At 38.5% G+C, this 21,880-nt stretch carries 25 protein-coding genes, 1 tRNA gene and 1 pseudogene; 19 read left to right on the top strand and 8 right to left on the bottom strand.

The features are described 5' to 3' along the window. Positions 1–152 precede the first annotated feature (152 nt). Positions 153–1,424, bottom strand: coding sequence for a DUF2971 domain-containing protein (locus I2E21_RS11215; protein ID WP_195411385.1), 1,272 nt, complete (start codon positions 1,422–1,424; stop codon positions 153–155). 157 nt (positions 1,425–1,581) lie between these two features. Between I2E21_RS11215 and I2E21_RS12615 the strand changes: the two genes are divergently transcribed. After that, positions 1,582–2,700, top strand: coding sequence for a DNA adenine methylase (locus I2E21_RS12615; protein WP_195411384.1), 1,119 nt, complete (start codon positions 1,582–1,584; stop codon positions 2,698–2,700). A gap of 17 nt (positions 2,701–2,717) precedes the next feature. Here I2E21_RS12615 and I2E21_RS11205 read toward each other — a convergent pair whose 3' ends face one another. Genes I2E21_RS11205 through I2E21_RS11190 form a run of 4 tightly spaced genes read right to left on the bottom strand, consistent with a single transcriptional unit; the run spans position 2,718 to position 5,487 of the window. Next, positions 2,718–2,972 (bottom strand): hypothetical protein, encoded by a 255-nt coding sequence (locus I2E21_RS11205; RefSeq protein ID WP_195411383.1) that lies wholly within the window; start codon positions 2,970–2,972, stop codon positions 2,718–2,720. 16 nt (positions 2,973–2,988) lie between these two features. Next, positions 2,989–3,891, bottom strand: a complete 903-nt coding sequence (locus I2E21_RS11200) for a hypothetical protein (RefSeq protein WP_195411382.1) — start codon at positions 3,889–3,891, stop codon at positions 2,989–2,991. Further along, positions 3,884–4,564 (bottom strand): site-specific DNA-methyltransferase, encoded by a 681-nt coding sequence (locus I2E21_RS11195; RefSeq protein ID WP_243240634.1) that lies wholly within the window; start codon positions 4,562–4,564, stop codon positions 3,884–3,886. The genes I2E21_RS11200 and I2E21_RS11195 overlap by 8 nt, the downstream gene beginning before the upstream one ends. Positions 4,565–4,623: 59 nt before the next feature. Further along, positions 4,624–5,487 carry a hypothetical protein gene (locus I2E21_RS11190; RefSeq protein ID WP_195411380.1) on the bottom strand — a complete coding sequence of 288 codons (864 nt, stop codon included), beginning with the start codon at positions 5,485–5,487 and terminating at the stop codon, positions 4,624–4,626. A gap of 231 nt (positions 5,488–5,718) precedes the next feature. On the opposite strand from I2E21_RS11190, the gene I2E21_RS11185 reads away from it, so the two are divergent. The 17 genes and pseudogenes from I2E21_RS11185 to I2E21_RS11115 all read left to right on the top strand — a co-directional run bounded on the left by I2E21_RS11185 (position 5,719) and on the right by I2E21_RS11115 (position 17,909). Then, entirely contained in the window at positions 5,719–5,904 is a 186-nt protein-coding gene (locus I2E21_RS11185; protein WP_195411379.1) for a helix-turn-helix domain-containing protein, read from the top strand. A 2-nt stretch (positions 5,905–5,906) separates the two neighbouring features. Beyond that, positions 5,907–6,446, top strand: coding sequence for a hypothetical protein (locus I2E21_RS11180; RefSeq protein ID WP_243240633.1), 540 nt, complete (start codon positions 5,907–5,909; stop codon positions 6,444–6,446). Next, the gene (locus tag I2E21_RS12360; protein ID WP_243240632.1) at positions 6,439–6,582 is read left to right on the top strand and encodes an abortive infection family protein; all 144 of its coding nucleotides are present in this window, start codon (positions 6,439–6,441) and stop codon (positions 6,580–6,582) included. Before I2E21_RS11180 ends, I2E21_RS12360 begins: the two co-directional genes overlap by 8 nt. Continuing rightward, positions 6,575–6,778: pseudogene (locus tag I2E21_RS12610) on the top strand (recombinase family protein); the annotation flags it as partial. The gene I2E21_RS12360 and the pseudogene I2E21_RS12610, both read left to right, overlap by 8 nt. Positions 6,779–6,825: 47 nt before the next feature. Beyond that, positions 6,826–8,088: a recombinase family protein gene (locus I2E21_RS11175; protein WP_347708286.1), complete on the top strand. Its 1,263-nt coding sequence runs from the start codon at positions 6,826–6,828 to the stop codon at positions 8,086–8,088. A gap of 311 nt (positions 8,089–8,399) precedes the next feature. Then, a complete protein-coding gene (rimP, locus tag I2E21_RS11170; protein WP_021970654.1) occupies positions 8,400–8,882 on the top strand; it encodes a ribosome maturation factor RimP in 483 nt (160 codons plus the stop codon). 51 nt (positions 8,883–8,933) lie between these two features. Further along, positions 8,934–10,151, top strand: a complete 1,218-nt coding sequence (nusA, locus tag I2E21_RS11165; protein WP_195411378.1) for a transcription termination factor NusA — start codon at positions 8,934–8,936, stop codon at positions 10,149–10,151. A gap of 42 nt (positions 10,152–10,193) precedes the next feature. Beyond that, the gene (locus I2E21_RS11160; protein WP_021970656.1) at positions 10,194–10,496 is read left to right on the top strand and encodes a YlxR family protein; all 303 of its coding nucleotides are present in this window, start codon (positions 10,194–10,196) and stop codon (positions 10,494–10,496) included. A 15-nt stretch (positions 10,497–10,511) separates the two neighbouring features. Beyond that, positions 10,512–10,829 carry a ribosomal L7Ae/L30e/S12e/Gadd45 family protein gene (locus tag I2E21_RS11155; RefSeq protein WP_021970657.1) on the top strand — a complete coding sequence of 106 codons (318 nt, stop codon included), beginning with the start codon at positions 10,512–10,514 and terminating at the stop codon, positions 10,827–10,829. A gap of 1 nt (position 10,830) precedes the next feature. Next, complete coding sequence (infB, locus tag I2E21_RS11150) at positions 10,831–13,257, top strand: translation initiation factor IF-2 (protein ID WP_021970658.1); 2,427 nt, start codon at positions 10,831–10,833, stop codon at positions 13,255–13,257. A gap of 438 nt (positions 13,258–13,695) precedes the next feature. Further along, on the top strand, positions 13,696–14,073 hold the full coding sequence (gene rbfA, locus I2E21_RS11145) for a 30S ribosome-binding factor RbfA (RefSeq protein WP_195411377.1): 378 nt from the start codon (positions 13,696–13,698) through the stop codon (positions 14,071–14,073). Continuing rightward, entirely contained in the window at positions 14,060–14,995 is a 936-nt protein-coding gene (locus I2E21_RS11140; RefSeq protein WP_022234569.1) for a DHH family phosphoesterase, read from the top strand. The genes rbfA and I2E21_RS11140 overlap by 14 nt, the downstream gene beginning before the upstream one ends. Further along, positions 14,992–15,897, top strand: a complete 906-nt coding sequence (gene truB, locus I2E21_RS11135; RefSeq protein ID WP_195411376.1) for a tRNA pseudouridine(55) synthase TruB — start codon at positions 14,992–14,994, stop codon at positions 15,895–15,897. Before I2E21_RS11140 ends, truB begins: the two co-directional genes overlap by 4 nt. Positions 15,898–16,178: 281 nt before the next feature. Next, positions 16,179–16,334 (top strand): hypothetical protein, encoded by a 156-nt coding sequence (locus I2E21_RS11130; RefSeq protein ID WP_176781861.1) that lies wholly within the window; start codon positions 16,179–16,181, stop codon positions 16,332–16,334. Further along, positions 16,331–17,023 carry an NAD(P)H-dependent oxidoreductase gene (locus I2E21_RS11125; RefSeq protein ID WP_022234572.1) on the top strand — a complete coding sequence of 231 codons (693 nt, stop codon included), beginning with the start codon at positions 16,331–16,333 and terminating at the stop codon, positions 17,021–17,023. The genes I2E21_RS11130 and I2E21_RS11125 overlap by 4 nt, the downstream gene beginning before the upstream one ends. Positions 17,024–17,033: 10 nt before the next feature. Continuing rightward, positions 17,034–17,555, top strand: a complete 522-nt coding sequence (locus I2E21_RS11120; protein ID WP_195411375.1) for an isochorismatase family cysteine hydrolase — start codon at positions 17,034–17,036, stop codon at positions 17,553–17,555. A gap of 278 nt (positions 17,556–17,833) precedes the next feature. Beyond that, positions 17,834–17,909 (top strand) — tRNA-Thr (locus tag I2E21_RS11115). 1,317 nt (positions 17,910–19,226) lie between these two features. Here I2E21_RS11115 and I2E21_RS11110 read toward each other — a convergent pair. From I2E21_RS11110 to I2E21_RS11100, 3 genes are all read right to left on the bottom strand, one after another. Then, positions 19,227–19,481: a hypothetical protein gene (locus I2E21_RS11110; protein ID WP_195411374.1), complete on the bottom strand. Its 255-nt coding sequence runs from the start codon at positions 19,479–19,481 to the stop codon at positions 19,227–19,229. Positions 19,482–19,486: 5 nt separating this feature from the next. Continuing rightward, the gene (locus tag I2E21_RS11105; protein WP_195411373.1) at positions 19,487–20,020 is read right to left on the bottom strand and encodes a DUF6591 domain-containing protein; all 534 of its coding nucleotides are present in this window, start codon (positions 20,018–20,020) and stop codon (positions 19,487–19,489) included. A 127-nt stretch (positions 20,021–20,147) separates the two neighbouring features. After that, positions 20,148–21,221: a serine/threonine-protein kinase gene (locus tag I2E21_RS11100; protein WP_195411372.1), complete on the bottom strand. Its 1,074-nt coding sequence runs from the start codon at positions 21,219–21,221 to the stop codon at positions 20,148–20,150. Positions 21,222–21,280: 59 nt separating this feature from the next. On the opposite strand from I2E21_RS11100, the gene I2E21_RS11095 reads away from it, so the two are divergent. Further along, positions 21,281–21,703 carry a hypothetical protein gene (locus I2E21_RS11095; RefSeq protein ID WP_186935343.1) on the top strand — a complete coding sequence of 141 codons (423 nt, stop codon included), beginning with the start codon at positions 21,281–21,283 and terminating at the stop codon, positions 21,701–21,703. Positions 21,704–21,880: the final 177 nt, after the last annotated feature.

Here is a 21,880-nt window from a genome sequence, read left to right as displayed (position 1 = left end):
TTCCATTTATGTAGTCCATTACTACCTTCTTCTTGAATTCATAACTGTATTTTGACATAAAAATACCGACCTCCAAAATTAGATTTTTTAGGTCTAACTTTTGGGGGTCGGGTCACATTTCTGCGACGCTAATTTTCCATATATTAACTCACCTAATTAAAAATTGTTGCGGCATGCAAGGCATACGTTCCTCTGTCAATTTTCATTTGCTTTACCAAAATATTTTTTCTTTTGGCTATTTCAAGAATTTTCGCTTTATTTTTATCACTTATGGCAGCTCCAAGATATATGCAAGAAATTTTAGGCATCTTAAATTCTGTGGAGCCGCTTGAGGAAACGAGAATGCGCCACTCATTCTCATATTTCCATTCATCATCTTTTGTAAGTAACCCTAAAGTAATTTGCGCAGTAGCTTCTGAAATATTTTCCGGAGTATTATCTAACGCTGCTTTCCATGGCAATAACGGTCTTTCTTTGGCATAAATAATTGGTAATGGCAATGATAACATTTCAGCCTCGGTTAAACTGCTATAATCGTACTCGACACAAAAACCCTTGTGACTATCTGCATAATGCGACCACATTAATCTATTCTTATAATCGGTACATAGACAACCAACAAAAAGCAAATCCACAAGTTTGGTATTGATCTGATTATCTTTATCATCAATAAGGTTCATAATATCCGCTCTTGCATCCACTAACTCCGGACTTATTTTCTCGCTCATAAGCATTGTAAGTTCAATCTCATCTGCATCTTCACAAACACCATTAGCTTTTGCAAAATCTTCATATGTAGCGTTTTCATCAGATAACACAAGCATTCCGGCCGGAGATATTTTTTCTACGAGTTGAGGCATCATATTTGAACAGACACCCAATGTATCTTTAAAATAATCATCTTCCAAAAAGACTTGTAAAAGTTCTATGATTACATTAGCATTATCTTTTAAAAATTTCCCCATTTCTTGTTCTGAGGAAATTTTACCATCATTTGCTTTGATAAAATCCGTTATTATGGTATTGTTCTGCAACTTAATTATTAATCGACGCACATCATCGGTATAATCATTAATATCCGCTTCATTGCGAACAACTGAGAGAAATTCATTATAAATCTCCATCATTACATCAAACTCAGACTCATACTTCGCTTTAAAAATAGAGTTAAATGTTATTCCAATTTTACAGTCAAACGGATCGTTAAATTCAGATGGCTTTGAGCAATGCAACGTTCCGTCATTAAGATTTGCGAGAGCATAACCATTATCATCGAAGGAACGATATTTATACAACTTTCCGTTCAATGTGTCTTTGAGTAAAACTTGATATAAATTTTTAAGTGCGATACTTTTTGTTTCTTCATTCGAAGATAACTCTATAACATTCTCAATACACTTTCTTTTTTCTTCTGAAGAAACCATAAAAAACTCCTTATATTGAAATAGTTCTTGACAATCTCCGTTCTCCAAGTTAATATACACCAAACCTATTAGCGAGGAGGAAATTTATGAAATTATTCAAAAAGGCTTTCATATTTTTTTGCTTTGTGTTATACTGTAAGAGAATCGAGGTGATATCGTGAATCCAATCATTAAATGGCCAGGCGGCAAATCAAGAGAAATTGATAAGATTGAACATCTAATTCCTAATTATAAACGTTATGTTGAACCGTTTTTTGGTGGCGGAGCGTTGTTCTTTCATCTTGCACCTAGGTCTGCTGCAATCAACGATATCTCCGAATCCCTAATTCAATATTACAAGCTAATTAAAGATCAAGATAAGCAACTTTACGATCTTTTGATGTGCTACAATAACAGTTTTAATAATATCGTATCTGTATGTAGCAAAGAAACCAACGAACTATTGCATATCTTTTTCAAATTAAAAGAAGGCACCATTCAAAAGGACGAGTTGAGTTCTACATTAGAAGCACTGATATCGAGTATGTCGGATAAAATAAATTCCGGGTTCAGCGAAAAACTTCTTTTAAACAAAGACGACTTTGACTCTTTCCTTCACCAAATGGTTGAAGATAAGTTCGTTAGAACGGTTGCTAACTATAACAAAAAGCCGTTCTCAACTGAAGATTTATGCGAAAACTTAATAACTGGTTTCACAAGCGGATATTATATGTATTTTCGTAAAATTTTCAATGATATTAATCTTGGACACATCAAAAATCAATCTATCCAGTATAAAGCTGCAAACTTCTATTTTATTCGTGAGTATTGTTATGGTTCTATGTTCCGTTATAATTCAAAAGGCGAATTCAATATTCCCTATGGTGGAATGTCTTACAACAGAAAAAATATGCGTACGAAGATAGATAACATGTTTAATAGAGAAATTAATCAGTTATTTTCGAACACTGATATTCATTGCTCTGATTTTGAGGATTTTTTTGAAAATATTAATCTTTCCGAAAATGATTTTGTATTCTTAGATCCACCTTATGATACAGATTTTTCTGATTACGAAGGTAAAGATTTCACAAATTTTGACCAAGAACGTCTAGCTTACTCTTTGAAAAAAACATTAGCAAAATTTATACTAATAATAAAGAATACTGATTTCATTAATGGCTTATATAAAAATGATTTTAACATTTTGAGTTTTGATAAACAATATACATATAATGTGCGAAGCAGAAATGATAGAAATGTTGAACATCTGATTATTACTAACCTCTCGGTTTAAGACCGAGAGGTTAATTATTATCGTGATTTAAACACACAATTTTCATAAGATATTAAGTTGTTAGGGAAATTCCTGTGACAGTTTAAATTTCTACAACGTTGTTCATACATAGCTTCGCCAGGTCTTGTTTTTGACATGCTTAAATCGTAATCAGACAAATCGAATGCTGTACGAACTCTCTTCTTAAATTCTGTTAACGATATTTCTCCCTCGACTTCTAAAATCGTTTTCAAAAAGTCAATCAAATTATTTTCTGTGATTTCTCTTTTCATTTCACATTATCTCCTTTTATAAATCCTGTAGTTTTTCTTCTAAACCTGTTGTCTGAAAAGCATTTGCATAAACTGAAATGAAATCATCATATGTAAACTTGTGATGAGGAATAATTTTGTTCCAGAATGTGCGGTTGTTACAAATTGTATTGTCGCCAAGGATTTCTTCCAAATCGCTTTTGACCGCCGCAGAACACTCCCCATAACAAGTTGCGAAATAAGCAGAACAATTTATTAAGAAACTAAACAAACCGGAAAGTCTTTTCACTTCTTCGGCATTGCTTTCAGAATTTTTTGTATCAAGATTACCACCCATTTTTATTTCAAAAGCATTTGCTCCGCCTAATGTCCCATCTGCGCAATCAAAGAACAGTAAATCTACAGGAAGTTTTTTCCCGTGCACCTTGTTGTTTAGTAGATTGTTCATTGCATCATTAGCAATGCCATAAAACTGATATCTTTCTATATGTAAAGATGTAGAGCCGGCTTTTATTTTTAAACTTCTTTTTATATCTCTTTCAGATGAGTGTGTATCTACATAAATATATTGCCTATAAGGATTAAATCCTTTGTTCTGCTCTTCGACAGGCAAATCACAACTAATACTATATAATACACATTCGATATTTCTCGCCGCACGATCTGTGATATTGATTTCAACAACATTGGGGACATGTTCTGTTTTATATCTCATTCGTGCAATAAAGAAAATTATTCGTTGTAGTCTATTACCTAATTGTGAGTCAACACTCCGTCCTAATGCCATATATTTTTTAATGTTAGTATCATTGAAGATTAAAAATGGATTATTTTCTCTGTTGGCCATATTGCCTTGAAAATTGGCAACAACATTCAGTGCTAAACCATTTAATTCACTTAGCATTTTATTGTAGAGCAAATCCCTTGTTATTTCAGTCATTTTTATTTTCCACTCCATCTATTCTCTTTACAGCTGCTTCAAAATAGCTTTTTTCAATTTCTATTCCAATATATTTACGTCCACTTTTTAACGCCGCCACACCTGCTGATCCAACACCCATAAAAGGATCTAATACAACATCGCCCTCATTAGAAGCGATATTGATAATATGTTCAAGAAGCGCAACAGGTTTCTGAGCTGGATGCTTAGGATTGGATAGACGCTCTGGACGCATACATATAGGACTTTGAAAGAAGTTATGCATTTCGTTTTGAGTTGTAAAATTCCATTTGTGACCTTTGTTCCACATACACGCTATCATTTCGCAACTATTAAGAAATCCGTTCTTGAAAATTTTTGGTGCAGGATTGGTTTTATGCCAAACAAAAAATTGGAAAGTATCAAATTCACTATCAAATGCTTCATGCCATTTTCCGATAAGATTGTAGCTTGTAAAAACGAAAATATTCCCATCAGGTTTTATGATACGTTTGAAGTCTGCAACTAACGTAGAAGGATCAATCGGATTCAAGTCCCAGTCCGCAAGATCGTTATTTAACGCACTTCTCCCTGGCAGGTCAATATTGCCTGTGGAATACTGTGCTATATTGTACGGTGGGTCTGTGAGGATCAAATCAACACTATGGTCAGGTATTTGACTTAAATAATCCATACAATCACCGTTAACAACGGTATATTTTTTAGACTTAATTTTCTCTACTTTATACATGATCAACCATTAATGCACTTATCAATCATTTCGACAATGCGGTCATTTAACCCAATTTCTTCCAAAGCCTCTTTGTAAATTTCCTCAAATTCTTCAAAAGAAATACCGTCAGGGAGAATTTTTGTCCAAAGATTTTTGCCAATTAAGAACATCTCGGGATATGCCAAATGCTTTTTAACAGCACCTTTCCAAGTGTTTCCTTCTCCGTCCTTATTGTAGAGCGTAGCAAAATAGGCCTTGCAGTTATCAATACCCATATCCACATAAATGGTAAGTAGTTTTTCAACATTTGAAGGAGCATTAGAACTATCAAGATCTCCGCCAGCCTTAAGTTCCATTACATTCCATTCTGCACCGTCAAAGAAAGCCAAATCTACTGGCTTGGAATATATTTCGGTGGTACGATACTTTTCAGAAAGAGGAAGAAGATGTTCTTTGATACTGCTTTGAGTCACACCGCTTTCAACACGCTTTTTGCCTGCGCCTTTTGCCTCGTTATTAGCTCTAAAAGCAGAAATTTCTCCGCGAAGATTACCGTTATGTGTATCAACATCAGTAACAACAATCTGTCCCGATATTCTTGTTTCATCAAAATCGTGTGAAAGGTTTCGGGGGTTAACGATAGTGGGAACATTTTTTTCACCGAATTTCAGCCTTGCAATGCGCTTGGCACAAGTTTCAATTGCAAAACCGCTCTTGGACTCAAAGCTACTAACAAAAACCATACTTGCTGTTATATTTTCATCCATCTGACTGAGAAGAAAATTATTTACCTTTCTTTTGTAGTTGGCTGCAAAATCCTTTTCAATCAGATCGGTAAGTTTAGAAAATTCCTCAAAAACAATCTGTTTAATCGTATTTCTCATTTTTATGTACCTCCAAAGCACAAAATCTCATATTATATTCTAACATATTTCGTCAATTCTCGCAATAGCAAGAATAATATTATTATTTATAGGTGCGATGTATGCAAAAATTAAGTTGATATTTTACATAGGACTATCGTGATTACTTTTATACCATACAATAACCGACAATTAACTTTACTAATCCGCAGTTGTATGGTAAAATACAGAAAAACCTAAGAGGTGTTTTAAATGACCGATTTTAAGGATAGATACTACTCAATGCCTGAGATTTGTAAATATCTTGGTATTAGCCGTGATTCTGCACTGAAATGGATTGCGAATAAAGGTATGCCGGCACACAAGGTCGGCAAGAAGTGGAAATTTAAACTTTCCGAAATTGATGCCTGGGTAAATAGCGGACAAGCGGAGGAGTAAAAATGATAAATGGAATTGAAAAAGGCGCTTTTCATAAACTGTTCAATCGCGGCGGTTATGTCTTGGATTTTAGCACAAATGAATTTGATGTGTTTACTGCAGAAAGTATTGGCGTTCCGCTTTGTGAGAAATATAAAATGTCCAAAGGAAAGTCGCTGCTTGCATATTGTGAAGAAGCCACTGATGAGGAAATAATTAAACTTTTTTCAGATTTATTACAATACTACGAACTGAATTGTATGGACGGATGGGGAGAAGAAAAGAATAAACCTCTGTACGAGAGGTGTAAAGCCCTTGTCGAAAGAGAAAAAGGTAATATTATTATTGAAACACCCGCTATTGTTTGCGTTGATCGCAATTATATAATTGATATTTCTACAAGAGCAATTCGCGACGTGGAAAATGGTGAGTATGACAGTGCAATAACAAAATCAAGAACTTTGCTTGAGGAGGTTTTTTGTCACGCTATTGAAGCAAAGGGAGAAACTCCTTCTGATAGTGGGGATATAGGGAGATTATACAACAATTGGACAGATGCGTAATGAAAGCAGTGATTCACACGGTGTTGAGGATCGAAGAATTAATCTAAAAGAGCATCATGCTCGTCTATTTGTGAACGCAGCAATGACAATGGCGGATTTTATTTTATCTGTCGAAAAAAACAGTGAAGATGCATAGTAAATCTAAAAAGGAGAGTGATAAAATGACAGCTGTAATATATGCGCGATATTCAAGTGATAATCAGCGTGAAGAGTCTATTGAAGGTCAGTTGCGTGAGTGTAAGGCTTTTGCGGAAAAGAACGATATTCAAATCGTTGGTACATACATTGACCGTGCTTTCTCTGCCAGAACGGATAACCGCCCTGACTTTCAGAAGATGATAAAGGATAGTGCGAGCAAAAAGTTCGAGCTTATCATTGTATGGAAACTTACCGATTGGCGCGTGATCGTTACGATTCTGCACATTACAAAGCTGCACTCCGTAAAAACGGCGTTAAAGTTATATCCGCCACCGAGAAGATTTCCGAAGGCTCGGAAGGTATCCTTATGGAAGCGGTACTTGAAGGAATGGCGGAATATTACTCTGCCGAGCTTTCTGAAAAGGTTGTTCGCGGTCTTACCAAAAATGCTTACAAGTGCAAATTCAACGGCGGAACTTTACCGTTAGGATATACCATCGATAGTGAGCAACATTTTCAAATAGACCCCTTAGTTGCACCTGCCGTTTTAGAAGCATTTAAGTGTTACGCCGAAGGAGCTTCTATGACCGAGATTGCACAGGAAATGAATGCCAAGGGTTTGCGTTCTGCTTTCAGCGGTAAAATCGGTGTTGATATCGTAACACGAATGCTTAAAAACCGCCGTTATATCGGTGAGTTCAAATACCGTGATATTGTTCATCCCCGTGGTATACCGCCTATTATTCCTGACGAGTTATTTGACCGTGTTCAGCACCGTATGGCTGCAAATAAAAAGGCTCCGGCTAAACATAAAGCCGAAGATGAATATTTGCTCACCACAAAACTGCGTTGCGGTAAATGCGATTGCTTTATGGTGGGCGAAAGCGGAACGAGCAAGACTTCAACGGTATATCGTTATTACAAATGTGTTGGTGTTAAAAAGCACAGCGGTTGCGATAAGAAAACCGTAAAAAAAGATTGGATAGAAGACCTTGTTGTAAAGCAAATTGAAAAGGTGCTTTTTGATGATGCTCTCCTTGAAAAGATTGCCGATAGAATAATGGAAATCCAAGGCAAAGAAAATACGGTTTTGCCGATGCTCAGAAAACAGTATGCAGATATTCAAAGAGGTATTGACAATCTTCTTAATGCCATTCAGCAAGGCATCATTACTTCATCCACAAAAAAACGCCTTGAAGATTTGGAAAAGCAAAAGAACGACATATCCGTTCAAATCATTAAAGAGAAAATGTCAAAGCCGTTGCTTACAAAAGAGCAAATTCTCTTTTGGTTTCACCGTTTTCGTAAATACAATACTCGCCGTTTAGATCATAAACGCAGACTGATCGATAGCTTTATTAACACGATTTATCTGTATGACGATAAAATGGTGATAACATTTAACTATAAAGATGGCGCAGAAACTATCAGTCTGAATGAAATCGAAAACTCAGATTTGAGTTCGGATTTAACTGCATCCGCTCTGCCAAAGGAAACGGTCTAAGTAAAGACCGTTTTTTATTTAAAAGAATTTTCAAAAATCCCTTGCAATCTCATATTAATGGTGTTATAATTAAATACAATAAGTATTGTAAAGTAAGGAGTGGGAAGTAAGCCCACTCCTTTCTGTTTGCAACTGCAGTGTTATTGAGTGGTGTATGTTTATTGTATTGTATCGGCTTATACACTTGCAATCGGTCGGTTATAACTTGCAACATTAAACTAACCTGCGCTTGATTGCTTTACGGTTGCTTACGGTGAAAATAATTTGCAACTGCGTTATGCTTTGTTGCAAACGCTCATAAGGAGGTATTTATGGCAAAGAAAAAAGGCGGTCTTACCGTGACTAAGGTTTGGGAGCTTTGCGAGCCTATTGTTAAGGATTTCGGACTTTCGCTTTGGGATGTGCGCTATGTTAAAGAGGGCGCCGACTGGTTTTTAAGAGTTTATATCGACAAGCCTGACGGCATTGATATTACCGATTGCGAGAATGTATCCCGTGCTATTGACAAGCCGCTTGACGAGCTTGACCCTATTGAGAGTGCATATTGCCTTGAGGTATGCTCTCCGGGGCTTGAGCGTGAGCTTGTGCGTGACGAGCATTTTATGCAGTTTATCGGCGCTGACATCAAAGTCAAAATGCTCCGTCCTATCGAGGGCATAGGCAGAGAATTCGGCGGTGTTCTTGACGCTTACGATAACGGCGAGGTAACAATCTCCGACCACGACGGAGAGAACCATATAACTATCAATAAAAAAGATGCGTCTTGGATTAAACTTGACGACTTTGATATGTAACTTCAGTTTATTAAAACAATTTTAAGATAAGAGAAAAGGATGATCAGAAAAATGAATACTAAGGAACTTTTTGCTGCTCTTGAAATGCTTGAAAAAGAAAAAGGCATTCCAATGGACTATATGATTGAAAACATCGAAAAAGGTATTGAGGTTGCCTGCAAAAATTACTACGGCGGTAACGACGAAGTGGTTTTCAAAATTCTTCCGGACAAAAATGTCTTTGATGTAAGACTTAAGAAAACTGTTGTTGAAGAAGTTTTTGATCCTGATTACGAGATTTCGCTTGAGGACGCACAGAAGATCCTTAAGAGAAAAGCAATCAATATTGACGATAAGGTTGCTATTCCGCTCGACCCTAAGGACTTAGGCAGAATTGCAATCGGCGCTGCGAGAAATACTATTCGTCAGGGTATCCGTACAGGCGAAAAGGGTCAGACGCTTTCAGAATTCAAGAGCAAGCTCGGCGAACTCGTTACAGCTACTGTTGAAAGAATTGACCCTAAGAGCGGTGCGGCAGTTATCAGAATAGGCAAGAGCGAGGCTATGCTCCCTAAGAGCGAGCAAATCGGTCACGATAACCTCAAGGAGGGCGACCACATCAAGGTTTATATCGCTGATGTAAAGACAAGCGAAAAAGGTCCTCGTGCTATAATTTCAAGATCACATCAAGACCTTGTTAAAAGACTTTTTGAGCAGGAAGTACCTGAAATTTTCGACGGTGTTGTTGAAATCAAATCGGTTTCCCGTGAGGCAGGTTCAAGAACCAAAATGGCTGTTGTCAGCAAAAATCCCGACATTGATGCCGTAGGTGCTTGTATCGGTACAAAGGGCGCTCGTGTAAACAGCATTGTTGACGAGCTTGGCGGTGAGAAGATTGATATTATCGAATACAGCGATGACCCGCAGAAGTACATTTCAGCCGCACTTTCTCCTGCAAAGGTATTGAGCGTTGAAATTACAGACCTTGAGAACAAAAACTGCAGAGTAACTGTTCCGGACGGTCAGCTTTCTCTTGCTATCGGCAACAAGGGTCAGAATGCCCGCCTTGCCGCAAGACTTACAGGCTGGAAGATTGACATTCGTCCCGAAAGCGGTTTCTTCGGAGAAGATGAAGAGGACGAAAAACTCGAAGTTGCCGAAGATACAACAGCAGAAGATACACTTGAGCTTGACGATACAGCAGAAGAGAATACAGAGGCACTCGACCTTGACGGCGAGAAAACTGCCGAGGCTGATGTTGAGGCTGATGAGAATACAAACGAAGAATAATTTTATATAAAATATAAATATATAAATGCAGGGAGGGATTTTATGACACAGAAAAAACAGCCGCTTAGAAAATGCACAGGTTGTGGCGAAATGAAAGAAAAGCGTGAGCTTATCAGAGTAGTAAAAGCTCCCGATACCAAGGACGAGAACGGCAATTTAACCGCAAAGGGCGAGATAAGTCTTGACCTTACGGGTAAAAAGTCGGGAAGAGGAGCGTATATTTGCCACGACATAAAATGTTTTGAAAAAGCGAGAAAGGCAAGACGGTTTGAAAGAGCGTTTTCCTGCAAAATCCCCGACGAAGTTTATGAACAGCTTGAAAACAGCTTGAAAGCGGACAGCTAAGGGAGGCAGTCGGATATGAATGACAGAATATTGTCGTTGCTCGGATTGTGCCGCCGTGCAGGAAAGCTTGTAATCGGAGCTGACCCCTGCATTGACTCAATGGCAAAGAGCAAGGCAAAACTGATTTTGTATGCAAATGATTTTTCACAAAACAGCTTAAAGCCTGTTTTATTGCAGGCGCATAAGCAAAATGTTCGTGTACTTGAAGTAAACAGAACCAAAGATGAAATAAGTTTTTCACTCGGCAAACTTTGCGGAGTTTTATCGGTGGAGGACAAAGGTTTTGCAGATAAGCTTGCTATGCTTATTGAAGGTGAACAGAGAGGAGAATAATATGATAAAATACAAAGTAAGAGATGTTGCCAAGGATTTAGGCGTTAGTGTAAAAGAAATTTCAGATATTCTTGAGAAAAATTGCGATGTTACAAAAAAGGCTATGGCTACTCTCGAGGAGAGCGAACTTAATATTATTTTTGACGCCGTAACACAGAAAAACAATGTGGCAAATTTTGATAAGTTTTTTGCGTCAAGAAATAAAACCGCAGAACCTGCAAAGGCAGAGGTTAAAGCCGAGAAAAAGGCTAATAATAAAGACAGCAAAGACAACAAGCCGAACGGCAGAAAGAATGACCGCAAGTCTGACAATAAGGACAACAAGGCAGAGGGCAAAAAGCAGAATAAAGTTCAGGATAAGTCTGCAAAGCAAACAAAGGCTGAACCAAAGGCTGAACCAAAGGCAGAGTCAAAGCCTGTTGAAATTACAAGCGAGGAAGAAACTTCAACCCGTAAGCGCAGAGTAATTGATACCCGTGCCGTAAATGTTGATGTTGAGCGTTACAACCAGAAGTACGATGACCTTGCAAACGCATCTTCAAAGATGAGAAGTACAGACAACACTGTTAAAAAGCAGAAGTTTACTAACCGTTCTCAAAAGCAGAAGGGCAGAAGACAGGGCAAGAGAGAAACCGAGCAGGAGCGTTTAAAGCGTATTGCGCTTGAGCGTAAGCAAAAGCAGATGACAATTCAGATTCCTGACGAAATCGTAGTACAGGAGCTTGCTTTAAGACTTAAGGCTACTGTTGCCGAGGTTGTTAAAAAGGCATTCCTTATGGGTACAATGGTAACAGCAACCGACACAATCGACTTTGATACAGCGTCACTCATTGCAATGGAGTTCCACGCAAAGGTTGAAAAAGAAGTTGTGGTTACAATCGAAGAAAGAATTATTGACGACAGTGAAGATGACGATACAAATCTCGTAGAGAGAGCGCCGGTTGTAGTTGTAATGGGTCATGTTGACCACGGTAAAACTTCAATCCTTGACGCTATCCGTCATGCAAATGTTACAGCAGGCGAGGCAGGCGGTATTACTCAGCACATTGGTGCTTACAGAGTAGAAATCAACGGCAAGCCTATCACCTTCCTTGACACACCGGGTCACGAGGCTTTCACTACTATGAGAGCAAGAGGTGCGCAGGTAACAGATATTGCAATCCTCGTTGTAGCTGCCGATGACGGTATTATGCCGCAGACAGTAGAGGCTATCAACCACGCAAAGGCTGCGGGTGTATCTGTAATTGTTGCTATCAATAAAATGGATAAGGTCGGCGCAAATCCGGAGAATGTTAAGCAGCAGCTTACAGAGTATGAGCTTGTTCCGGAGGAATGGGGCGGCGACACACCTTGTATTCCTGTATCTGCAAAAACCAAAGAGGGTCTTGACGACCTCCTCGAAATGGTAACACTTATTGCAGAAATGAAAGAGCTTAAGGCTAACCCTGACAGAGCCGCAAAAGGTACTGTTATTGAGGCTCGTCTTGATAAGGGCAGAGGTCCTATTGCCACTGTACTTGTACAGAACGGTACACTTCATCAGGGTGACATCGTAATTGCAGGTACTTGCGTAGGCAGAGTAAGAGTAATGGTAAACGATAAGGGCGAGAGAGTAAAAGAGGCAGGCCCTTCGGTTCCTGTTGAAATTACAGGTCTTGCAGAAGTTCCGCAGGGCGGCGATATATTTAACGCTGTTTCTGATGAAAAACTTGCAAGAGAGCTTGTTGAGCAGAGAAAGGCATCTCAGAAAGAGGAGCAGTTCAAGGCTCAGACTAAGGTTACACTCGACAACCTCTTTGACCAGATGAAGTTAGGCGAGGTTAAGGAATTACAGATTATCGTTAAAGCCGATGTTCAGGGTTCTGTTGAGGCTGTAAAGCAGTCGCTCGAAAAACTCTCTAATGACGAGGTAAGAGTAAATGTAATTCACGGCGGCGTTGGTGCAATCAACGAATCCGATGTTATGCTTGCCGAGGCTTCAAATGCAATTATAGTAGGCTTTAATGTTCGTCCTGACAGCGTTGCTGCCGCAAATGCGGAAAGCGCAGGCGTTGATATGCGTCTTTACAGAATTATCTACGATTGCATTGAGGAGATTGAGGCTGCTATGAAGGGTATGCTCGCTCCTAAGACAAGAGAGGTAGTTCTCGGCACTGCAGAGTGCAGAAATGTAATTAAGATTAAGTCCGTAGGTACAATTTCCGGTTCTTATGTAAAGAGCGGTAAGATTGTAAGAAACGCAGGCGTAAGAGTTATTCGTGACGGTATCGTAATTGCCGAGGATACTATCGCATCATTACAGCGTTTTAAAGATGCGGTTAAGGAAGTAAACGAGGGTTACGAGTGCGGTATCGGTCTTGAGCGTTTTAACGATATTAAAGAGGGCGACCTTTTCGAGGCTTACACAATCGAGGAGTATCGTGATTAATCAGTGATTAGCGGTTAGCGGACAAAGTGATGAAAATTGCTTTGCCGCTAATCGTATTATTACGACATAGCTGATTAAGAATATTAAATTATGGTTTAGCTGTGTATCGGTCGGGCATTGAAATTTAGCTAATGCTAAATTATCAGCAAAAGAACAAAAAAGTTTACTCAATTTTTTCAAAAATTGCGGGTTTGGGCAGCGCCCATACAATCTTCCGATACAACAATTTATCAGGCGCAAACAGCTCACTGTTTGGCTATCGTTAGATTGCATAAGCGGAAAGTATTTGTGGGCTTTGCCCACACCCACGACCTTTGAAAAGGTCGACCAAACTTTTATAATTGCTTGATAAAGCAATCAGCTAAACAATAATTTATTTTATTATTTTACTTTGAGTTACAGTGCTCCGAATTACGAATCACAACTATGGAGGATATTATGGCAGGACATAGATTAGAACGCACTACCGAGGATATAAAGCGTGAACTTACGGCTATTTTTCGTGAGCTTAAAGACCCTCGTGTGCAGCAGGCTTTTTTATCAATCATTCGTGTTGATGTTACTAATGACCTTTCTTATTGTACGGTTTATGTAAGCGCTATGGAGGGAATTGACCGTGCCAACGAGGCAGTTAAGGGACTTAAGTCCGCAGCAGGCTTTATTCGCCGTGAGCTTTCTCACCGTCTTACACTCAGATATGTTCCACAGCTTATTTTTAAGGCTACCGACAGCATTGAGTACAGTGCAAACATCAGCAGAATTTTAAATGACTTGGACATTCCCGAGGACGAGGTGGACGAAGATGAATCTTTATGATATTTCCGTTTTCCTCAGAGAACACAATAATTATGAAATATTAACTCATAACTACCCCGACGGCGATACTCTCGGCAGCGGATATGCGCTTTGTATTGCTCTTCAGCAGCTTGGCAAAAACGCAAGAGTAATTACCGCAAAGTTACCGCCAAAATTCGAGTATCTTACAGAGGGTGTGGAGGAGCAGGATTTTACCGCCGACTACATCATAAGTACAGATGTTGCGGCAGACAGTCTTTTAGCCCCCAATATGGAAAAATATCTTGGTAAAATTGACATTTGTATTGACCACCACGGTTCAAACTCCGTTACCGCAAAAGAAAAGTTTGTCGATAAGTATGCGGCGGCAAACTGTGAGATTATCTACAAACTTCTTATGCGTATGGGCGTAAACTTTACAAAGCAAATCGTAGACTGCCTTTATACGGGTATTTCTACCGATACGGGTTGTTTCCGTTATACAAACACCACTGCCGATACATTCAGAATTGCCGCAAGCCTTGTTGAGCTCGGCTGTAATTCGGCGTACATCAATAAGGTGATGTTTGAAACCAAATCAAAAGAGAAAATTATGCTTGAGCGTGAAGTTTACGATACTATCACTTATTGCGCAGACGGCAAGTGTGCGATTGTGTGGGTTACTCTCGATATGCTCAAAAGCCTTAACATCGGCGAGGATGAAATAGAGGGACTTGCCTCTATTCCTCGTCAAATTGAGGGTGTATTGATAGGCATTACTATGAAAGAAAAAGAGGGCGGATTTTTCAAAATTTCCGTTCGTACCAACGGCGATATTGACGCCGCAAAGTTCTGCTCAAAGTTTGGCGGCGGCGGACATAAGGCTGCGGCAGGATGTTCAATAAACGGCAGTCTTGAAGATGTGCGCAGTCAGCTGATAAAGGCAGCGGAAGAAACTCTATGAACGGTGTAATAATTATAAATAAACCGCAGAAATTTACTTCGTTTGATGTGGTGGCTGTGATACGAAAGCTGACAGGTCAGCGTAAAATCGGTCATACAGGCACACTTGACCCAAACGCAACGGGTGTGTTGCCCATACTTCTCGGCAATGCCACAAAAGCGCAGGATATAGTGCCGAATCACGATAAATCATATACCTCAAAATTCCGCCTCGGAATGACAACCGATACCCTCGATATATGGGGTGCCGTAACATCACAAAGCGATAAAACCGCAACCGAGGCAGATGTTTTATCGGCACTTGAAAATTTCAGAGGTGAAATCGAGCAGCTGCCACCGATGTACTCGGCAATCAAGGTAAACGGTCAAAGACTTTACGACCTTGCAAGACAGGGAAAAGAAGTTGAACGAAAGCCGAGAAAAGTTACGGTTTACAGACTTGAACTTAAAGATTTTGACGAAGAAAGCCAAAGCGGAACATTGAATATAAGCTGTTCAAAGGGAACATATATCCGAACAATAATTGACGATTTAGGTAAAATTCTCAAAACGGGTGCAGTAATGACTGCTTTGTGCAGGACGGCTGCGTGCGGCTATAACCTTGCTGACAGCATTACGCTTGAAACTGCAAGAGAATTAGCCGAAAAGGGAGAGATTTCAGAGCATATTATGCGCACGGAAACTCTTTTTGCAGGTTACCGCAAAATATATGTGTCTGACGCACAGGCAAAACGCTTTTCAAACGGCGGTGAACTTGATATGTCAAGAACCGCACTTGCAAAAGCAAAAGCCCAAGATAAGGAAATAATCAGAGTAAGCGACAGACAGGGAAAATTTTTAGGTCTTGGCATTGCCGATAACGAAAGCGGTCAGTTGAAAATTCTTAAATTGTTTTTGAACTGATTTTTAATATTCTGTTATAATAATGTTGAAAAATTCAGGTCAAGCCCTTTTAAAGGCTAACGCCGTTGTGTTCAAGCCGCCAAACAGCGAGCTGTTTGGCTATCGTTAGATTGCGTAAGCGGAAAGTATTTGTGGGATTTTCCCACACCCACGACCTTTGAAAAGGTCGACCAAACTTTTATAATTGCTTTAAAAAGTATTTTGCTAAACCATAATTGCCAAACTATTGACAAATAACCGATTATTAATACATTAAAAATTAATCCGAACGGAGAATAACTATGGAAGATATTAAACTTTGTCCATTTTGCGAAAGTCCTATGCTCATCGTAGATGACGGAAAAAACAACGGCAAACCGTACTACGAATGTTCAACCTGCGGACTTCGTTTTCAAATAAAAGGCTTTGACGAAAAACCTGTGGAGATTAAGGAATGAAAATTACAGTAGTCAACGGTCAGAGCCATAAAGGCTCTACATATCACATCGGCAAAATGCTTGCCGATAAACTTGGCGGCAAAGTTACAGAGTTCTTTTTGCCAAAGGATTTCAGTGATATGTGCATTGGCTGTACAAGCTGTTTTATAAAAAATGAACATCTTTGCCCTCATCACGCAAGGCTCGAAAAGCTGACAAATGCAATTGATGATGCAGATGTGCTTATTTTTACAAGCCCTGTTTATGTTTACCACACCACAGGCGCTATGAAAAGTTTTCTTGACCATTACGGCTACCGTTGGATGGTACACCGTCCTGAAAAGAAGATGTTTTCAAAGCAGGCAGTTTGTATTTCTACCGCAGCCGGAGCGGGTACAAAGTCAACCAATAAAGATATTGCCGACAGCTTTTTCTTTTGGGGAATACCAAAAATTTATAAATACGGTGTGAATGTCCGTGCCACATCATACAACGGAATCAGCGAAAACACTTTGAAAGCAATCGACAAAAAGACCACCGCCCTTGCAAAGAAAATCAAAGCAAAGGACGGCAAGGTGAAGGTCGGAATCAAGACCAAAGCCTTTTTTGAACTTATGCGTATAATTCAAAGGAAAAGCGATTGGAACGAGGCTGATACGGACTATTGGCATAACAAAGGCTGGGACGGTAAAAAGCGCCCGTGGAAGTAAGGAGTTTACTATGAGAAAATGCTTGATTACGGTTGATTATCAGGTGGATTTTGTAAACGGTTCACTTGGATTTGACGGTGCGGAAAAACTTGAAAATGTAATTGCCGAAAAAATCAAAAAATACAGGGCAGAGGGTGCAGACATTATATTCACTCTCGATACCCATCAATGCGATTACTTAACTACTTTTGAGGGCAGAATATTGCCGATTGAACATTGCATTGAGTACACAAAAGGTCACGAACTTTACGGAAAAATCAAGTCTATGGTTCAGCCAAACGACAAAGTGTTCAAGAAATGCACCTATGGCAGTGAGGCTCTGTTTGATTATCTAAGAAAGTGTGATTACAAAGAAATCGAGCTCTGCGGACTTGTATCAAATATTTGTGTTATTTCAAACGCCGTGCTTGCCCGAACCGCTTTGCCGAACGCACGACTGACTGTTGACAGCAATGCCACTGCCTCAAATGATAACGGTTTAAATACAGCCGCATTAAATGTTATGCGTGGACTCGGAATTACCGTAATTTAACTTGACAATAATTATAACTTGTTGTAAAATACTGAATATAATGTCATTTTGACATTTCAGGGTAATAGGTAGTTTGTCAGAAGTCCTTGTGGGCGTATTATAGGACTTCTGACACCGCCTATTTTGGTTTTATGATTTGTGCAACACAAATTTCGTATTATACGGAACATTTCAAATTTTTATCAAGAAATTTGAAAAAAATTAAAAAAACATTTGAAATTGTAAAACATATGTGATATAATACCAATGTTGCTTAACGCTGATCAAAAATTTAATATGCTGATATAGCTCAGGAGGTAGAGTGCGTCCTTGGTAAGGACGAGGTCACGGGTTCAAATCCCGTTATCAGCTCCAAGGAAAAGATATTATCCGAATTTGTGGGTAATATCTTTTTTGATTAAAGATGAAATTGTAAAACGGGATTTGAAAGCCCGTAAAGAAAACAGTCCGGTGGACTGTTTTTAGGGCGTAGAGTTGAAGAAAATATGACTGTGAACAAGCCGCAGAAGGCGAGGCAAAAAGTTTGAATAATTACAATCGCCCGTTATCAGCTCCAAGGAAAAGATATTATCCGAATTTGTGGGTAATATCTTTTTTGATTAAAGATGAAATTGTAAAACGGGATTTGAAAGCCCGTAAAGAAAACAGTCCGGTGGACTGTTTTTAGGGCGTAGAGTTGAAGAAAATATGACTGTGAACAAGCCGCAGAAGGCGAGGCAAAAAGTTTGAATAATTACAATCGCCCGTTATCAGCTCCAAGGAAAAGATATTATCCGAATTTGTGGGTAATATCTTTTTTGATTAAAGATGAAATTGTAAAACGGGATTTGAAAGCCCGTAAAGAAAACAGTCCGGTGGACTGTTTTTAGGGCGTAGAGTTGATGAAAATATGACTGTGAACAAGCCACAACAGGCGAGGCAAAGAGTTTGAATAATTACAATCACCCGTTATCAGCTCCAAGGAAAAGATATTATCCGAATTTGTGGGTAATATCTTTTTTGATTAAAGATGAAATTGCAAAACGGGATTTGAAAGCCCGTAAAGAAAACAGTCCGGTGGACTGTTTTTAGGGCGTAGAGTTGAAGAAAATATGACTGTGAACAAGCCGCAGTAGGCGAGGCAAAGAGTTTGAATAATTACAATCGCCCGTTATCAGCTTCAAGGGAAAGATATTATCCGAATTTGTGGGTAATATCTTTTTTGATTAAAGATGAAATTGTAAAACGGGATTTGAAAGTCCGTTAAGAAAACAGTACAGTGTACGGTTTTTAGGGCGTAGAGTTGATGAAAATATGACTGTGAACAAGCCGTAGCAGGCGAGGCAAAGAGTTTGAATAATTACAATCGCCCGTTATCAGCTCCAAGGAAAGACATTATTTGGTTTGAAAATTATTACTTGACTTTAGTTCGTGATACATTTATCATTATAATTTATCATTATATATGTACACGAGTAATAGATACACGAGTAATAGAATATAAGGAAGACTGATGGGATGATTGTAGTTGTTTTTTAGATACATAGTTGTTCTCATAGGATTATTTGTAAAGTTTTTATGATTTTTAAAAAACTTACATACTTTTCTTGACAAAGCTAACTTTTAATTGCATTATAAAAGCGCTCAAGGTACAGTACCCGAGCGCTTTTATCCGTATGAAAAAGTCTGTTATTATTGAATTTCTGCCAAAGCATTAAATATTACAGCATACACATACGATGAACTGATTGCCGCATTCTTTGCAAATGACGGATTTTGCAACATTTTTACCGCACCTTCAAGCTCTGATTTTGTAATTTTCCAATTCGCTTTCGGAATAAAAATACTGTTTTCATTTACAACATATGTAAATTTTGTATTCTCTTTTGTGGTAATTACATTGCCTGTGCATCTTACGATTTCTTCCCAGATGTCATTAAAAGTCATTTTTATTATTCGGCAACTTCTGCAAGTTTTTTAGTAACTCTTGCTGTCACATCAATATAATAATCGTAATCTGCTTTTGAAAGAGAATCCTCGTCAATATCGTCTATCTTCTTGCCCCAATCAGCATACTTCGACACAAACTCCGTGTAATCTTTCATAAGTCCTGCAGGATTGTCACTGCTTGAGTACTTCTTCATAAAGTCAACATAATCATTCATAAAGTCCTCGTAATCGTCCATTACTTCCTTAAAATCAGGATCAACGGTGTCGGAATCGTTATCCTCTTCTTTAGAACTTTCTTCATCTTTTTGACTTTCTTCTGCCTTTGAACTTTCCTCCTCAGAAGATTCATCGTCCTTTGAGCTTTCTTCTGCCTGCGAACTTTCCTCTTCCTTAGAACTTTCAGAAAAAGTATAGTCAGGAATACTTACGTCGCTTGTGGCTTTTTTTGAGCCACAACCTGTAAAAACCAATGTAGAAGTGACCGCCGCAACCACTGCAATAAATGTACATAAAACTTTTTTAACGGTATTTTTCATAATAAATTCCTCCTTTTATTAAATTCGTTGACATTATTATATAAAAAGCCAAATAAAAAAGTGTATGCTGACAGCATACACTAAGAAAAAAATTTATGTTATAATATTGTTGTACTATGGAAAATAATTACCATAAATAAGATACCGTTGTAACGGCACGGAAAATCGACATACCGACAAACATACTCACAACGGCTAATGAGTAAAAAATAAGCTTCCTTAAAGTTTTAGGCATATCCCTTATTTTGGGAATACAACTCTGAAAGCCGAAAAGGTCAGAGAAAAATGAAATGGGAATAAAGAAAAGCAGTATTACCATAAGCGTGACGGGAAAAAAGTTCAGTATATTTATTACGCAATACTTGCTGTACATACCTATAATCCATAAAAACATCCAGCCGTACATTACGCACGCAAAAACACGCACACCTTTCTTTTCCGAACGGAGTCCGGGGAAATTTTCCATAAAATTGTCGGCAAAGTTAAAGCCGTAAACTCTCTTTCTTTTCAAAGCGGCGTCTAAATCTTCTATCCGTTCAAAACGCTTTTCAACATTGTATTCTGTACATTTTTTAATAATATCCGCAACATCACCGTCACGGTACATAACTTCTGACGGAATATGACCTGTTAGCATATAATTAAGCAAAACTCCCAGAGCATAAATATCTGTTTTGCAGTCGCTTTGCTTAAAGCCGAATTGTTCGGGTGCGGCATAACCCTCTGTACCGAGAACCTGCGTATCGTGTTTGGCGTTTTCTTTATGCAGTCTTGAAATTCCAAAATCAATTATCTTAACAACACCGTCAAAACCTATGATAATATTGGACGGAGTAATGTCACGATGGGTAATTGAATATTTGTGCAAAACACTGAGTCCGTTGCAAATCTGACGGGCAATATTTATGGCATAATCTTCCGCAAAAGTACCTTTTGACAAATACTGCTCAATGGTATGACCTTGTACATATTCTTCAAGAATAATGCAGGCATTGCGGTCAGTGATAACATCAAAAACTTTTGCAATATGGCAATTATTAATTTTACTGACAGCGTTATGTACCTCAAATTCGTAAGCGGGCATAATCTTTTTCACCATAAGCCGACCCGTGCTGCGATTGCGCACAAGCTGTGTCGTTCTGTTAAAATCTGTAACAACATCAAATTGCCAAAGTGAAAATTTATATTCAAACTCGTTCATTTTTGCACCTCCCCTCTTGTAAATATTAGCATAAATTTGTATAAAAAGGAAGATATAAATTGAAAAAATCAACTGATGAACTTCTCAATAGCTTAAAATCAAAAAGTAATCTTGACGATTATTTTAAAGAAAACTCGGATCAGCTGAATTTTGCGACATTACCTCAAATGCTTGAAAGTATTATACAAAGCAAAAAGATAAGCAAATCAGAAGCTATAAATAATTCTATGATAGAAAAGCACTACGGCTATCAGATATTCCAAGGAATAAAGACACCGTCAAGAGATAAGCTGATAATGCTCTGCATTGGAATAGGTGCGGATCTGACCCAGACAGAAAAACTGCTGAACCGTATAAAAGCGTCACCTCTGTATGCCAAAGATGGCAGAGATGCGGTAATAATGTTTGGACTGCTTCACAAACTAAGTGTAATTGATATTAATTTAATGCTGTATGACAGAGGCTTTGATGTACTTGAATGATAACCGAAAAATCCGACTTCATATGTAAGAAGTCGGATTTTTGCTTAATCACTTAAATTTAACAATAAAAAATGCCCACCCTATTGGATGGACACTTTGATGTTGGCATCTCCCTATCTTTCCGGGCCGTCACCAGCCAAGTATTTTCGGCACCACTGAGCTTAACTTCTGTGTTCG

Origin of the sequence: Ruminococcus sp. BSD2780120874_150323_B10 (genome assembly GCF_015553695.1) — a bacterium.
In the GTDB taxonomy this organism is placed as follows: domain Bacteria; phylum Bacillota; class Clostridia; order Oscillospirales; family Acutalibacteraceae; genus Ruminococcoides; species Ruminococcoides intestinale_A.
Note: the sequence above shows the minus strand (reverse complement) of the source record. Positions and strands in the feature narration are given on the sequence as shown.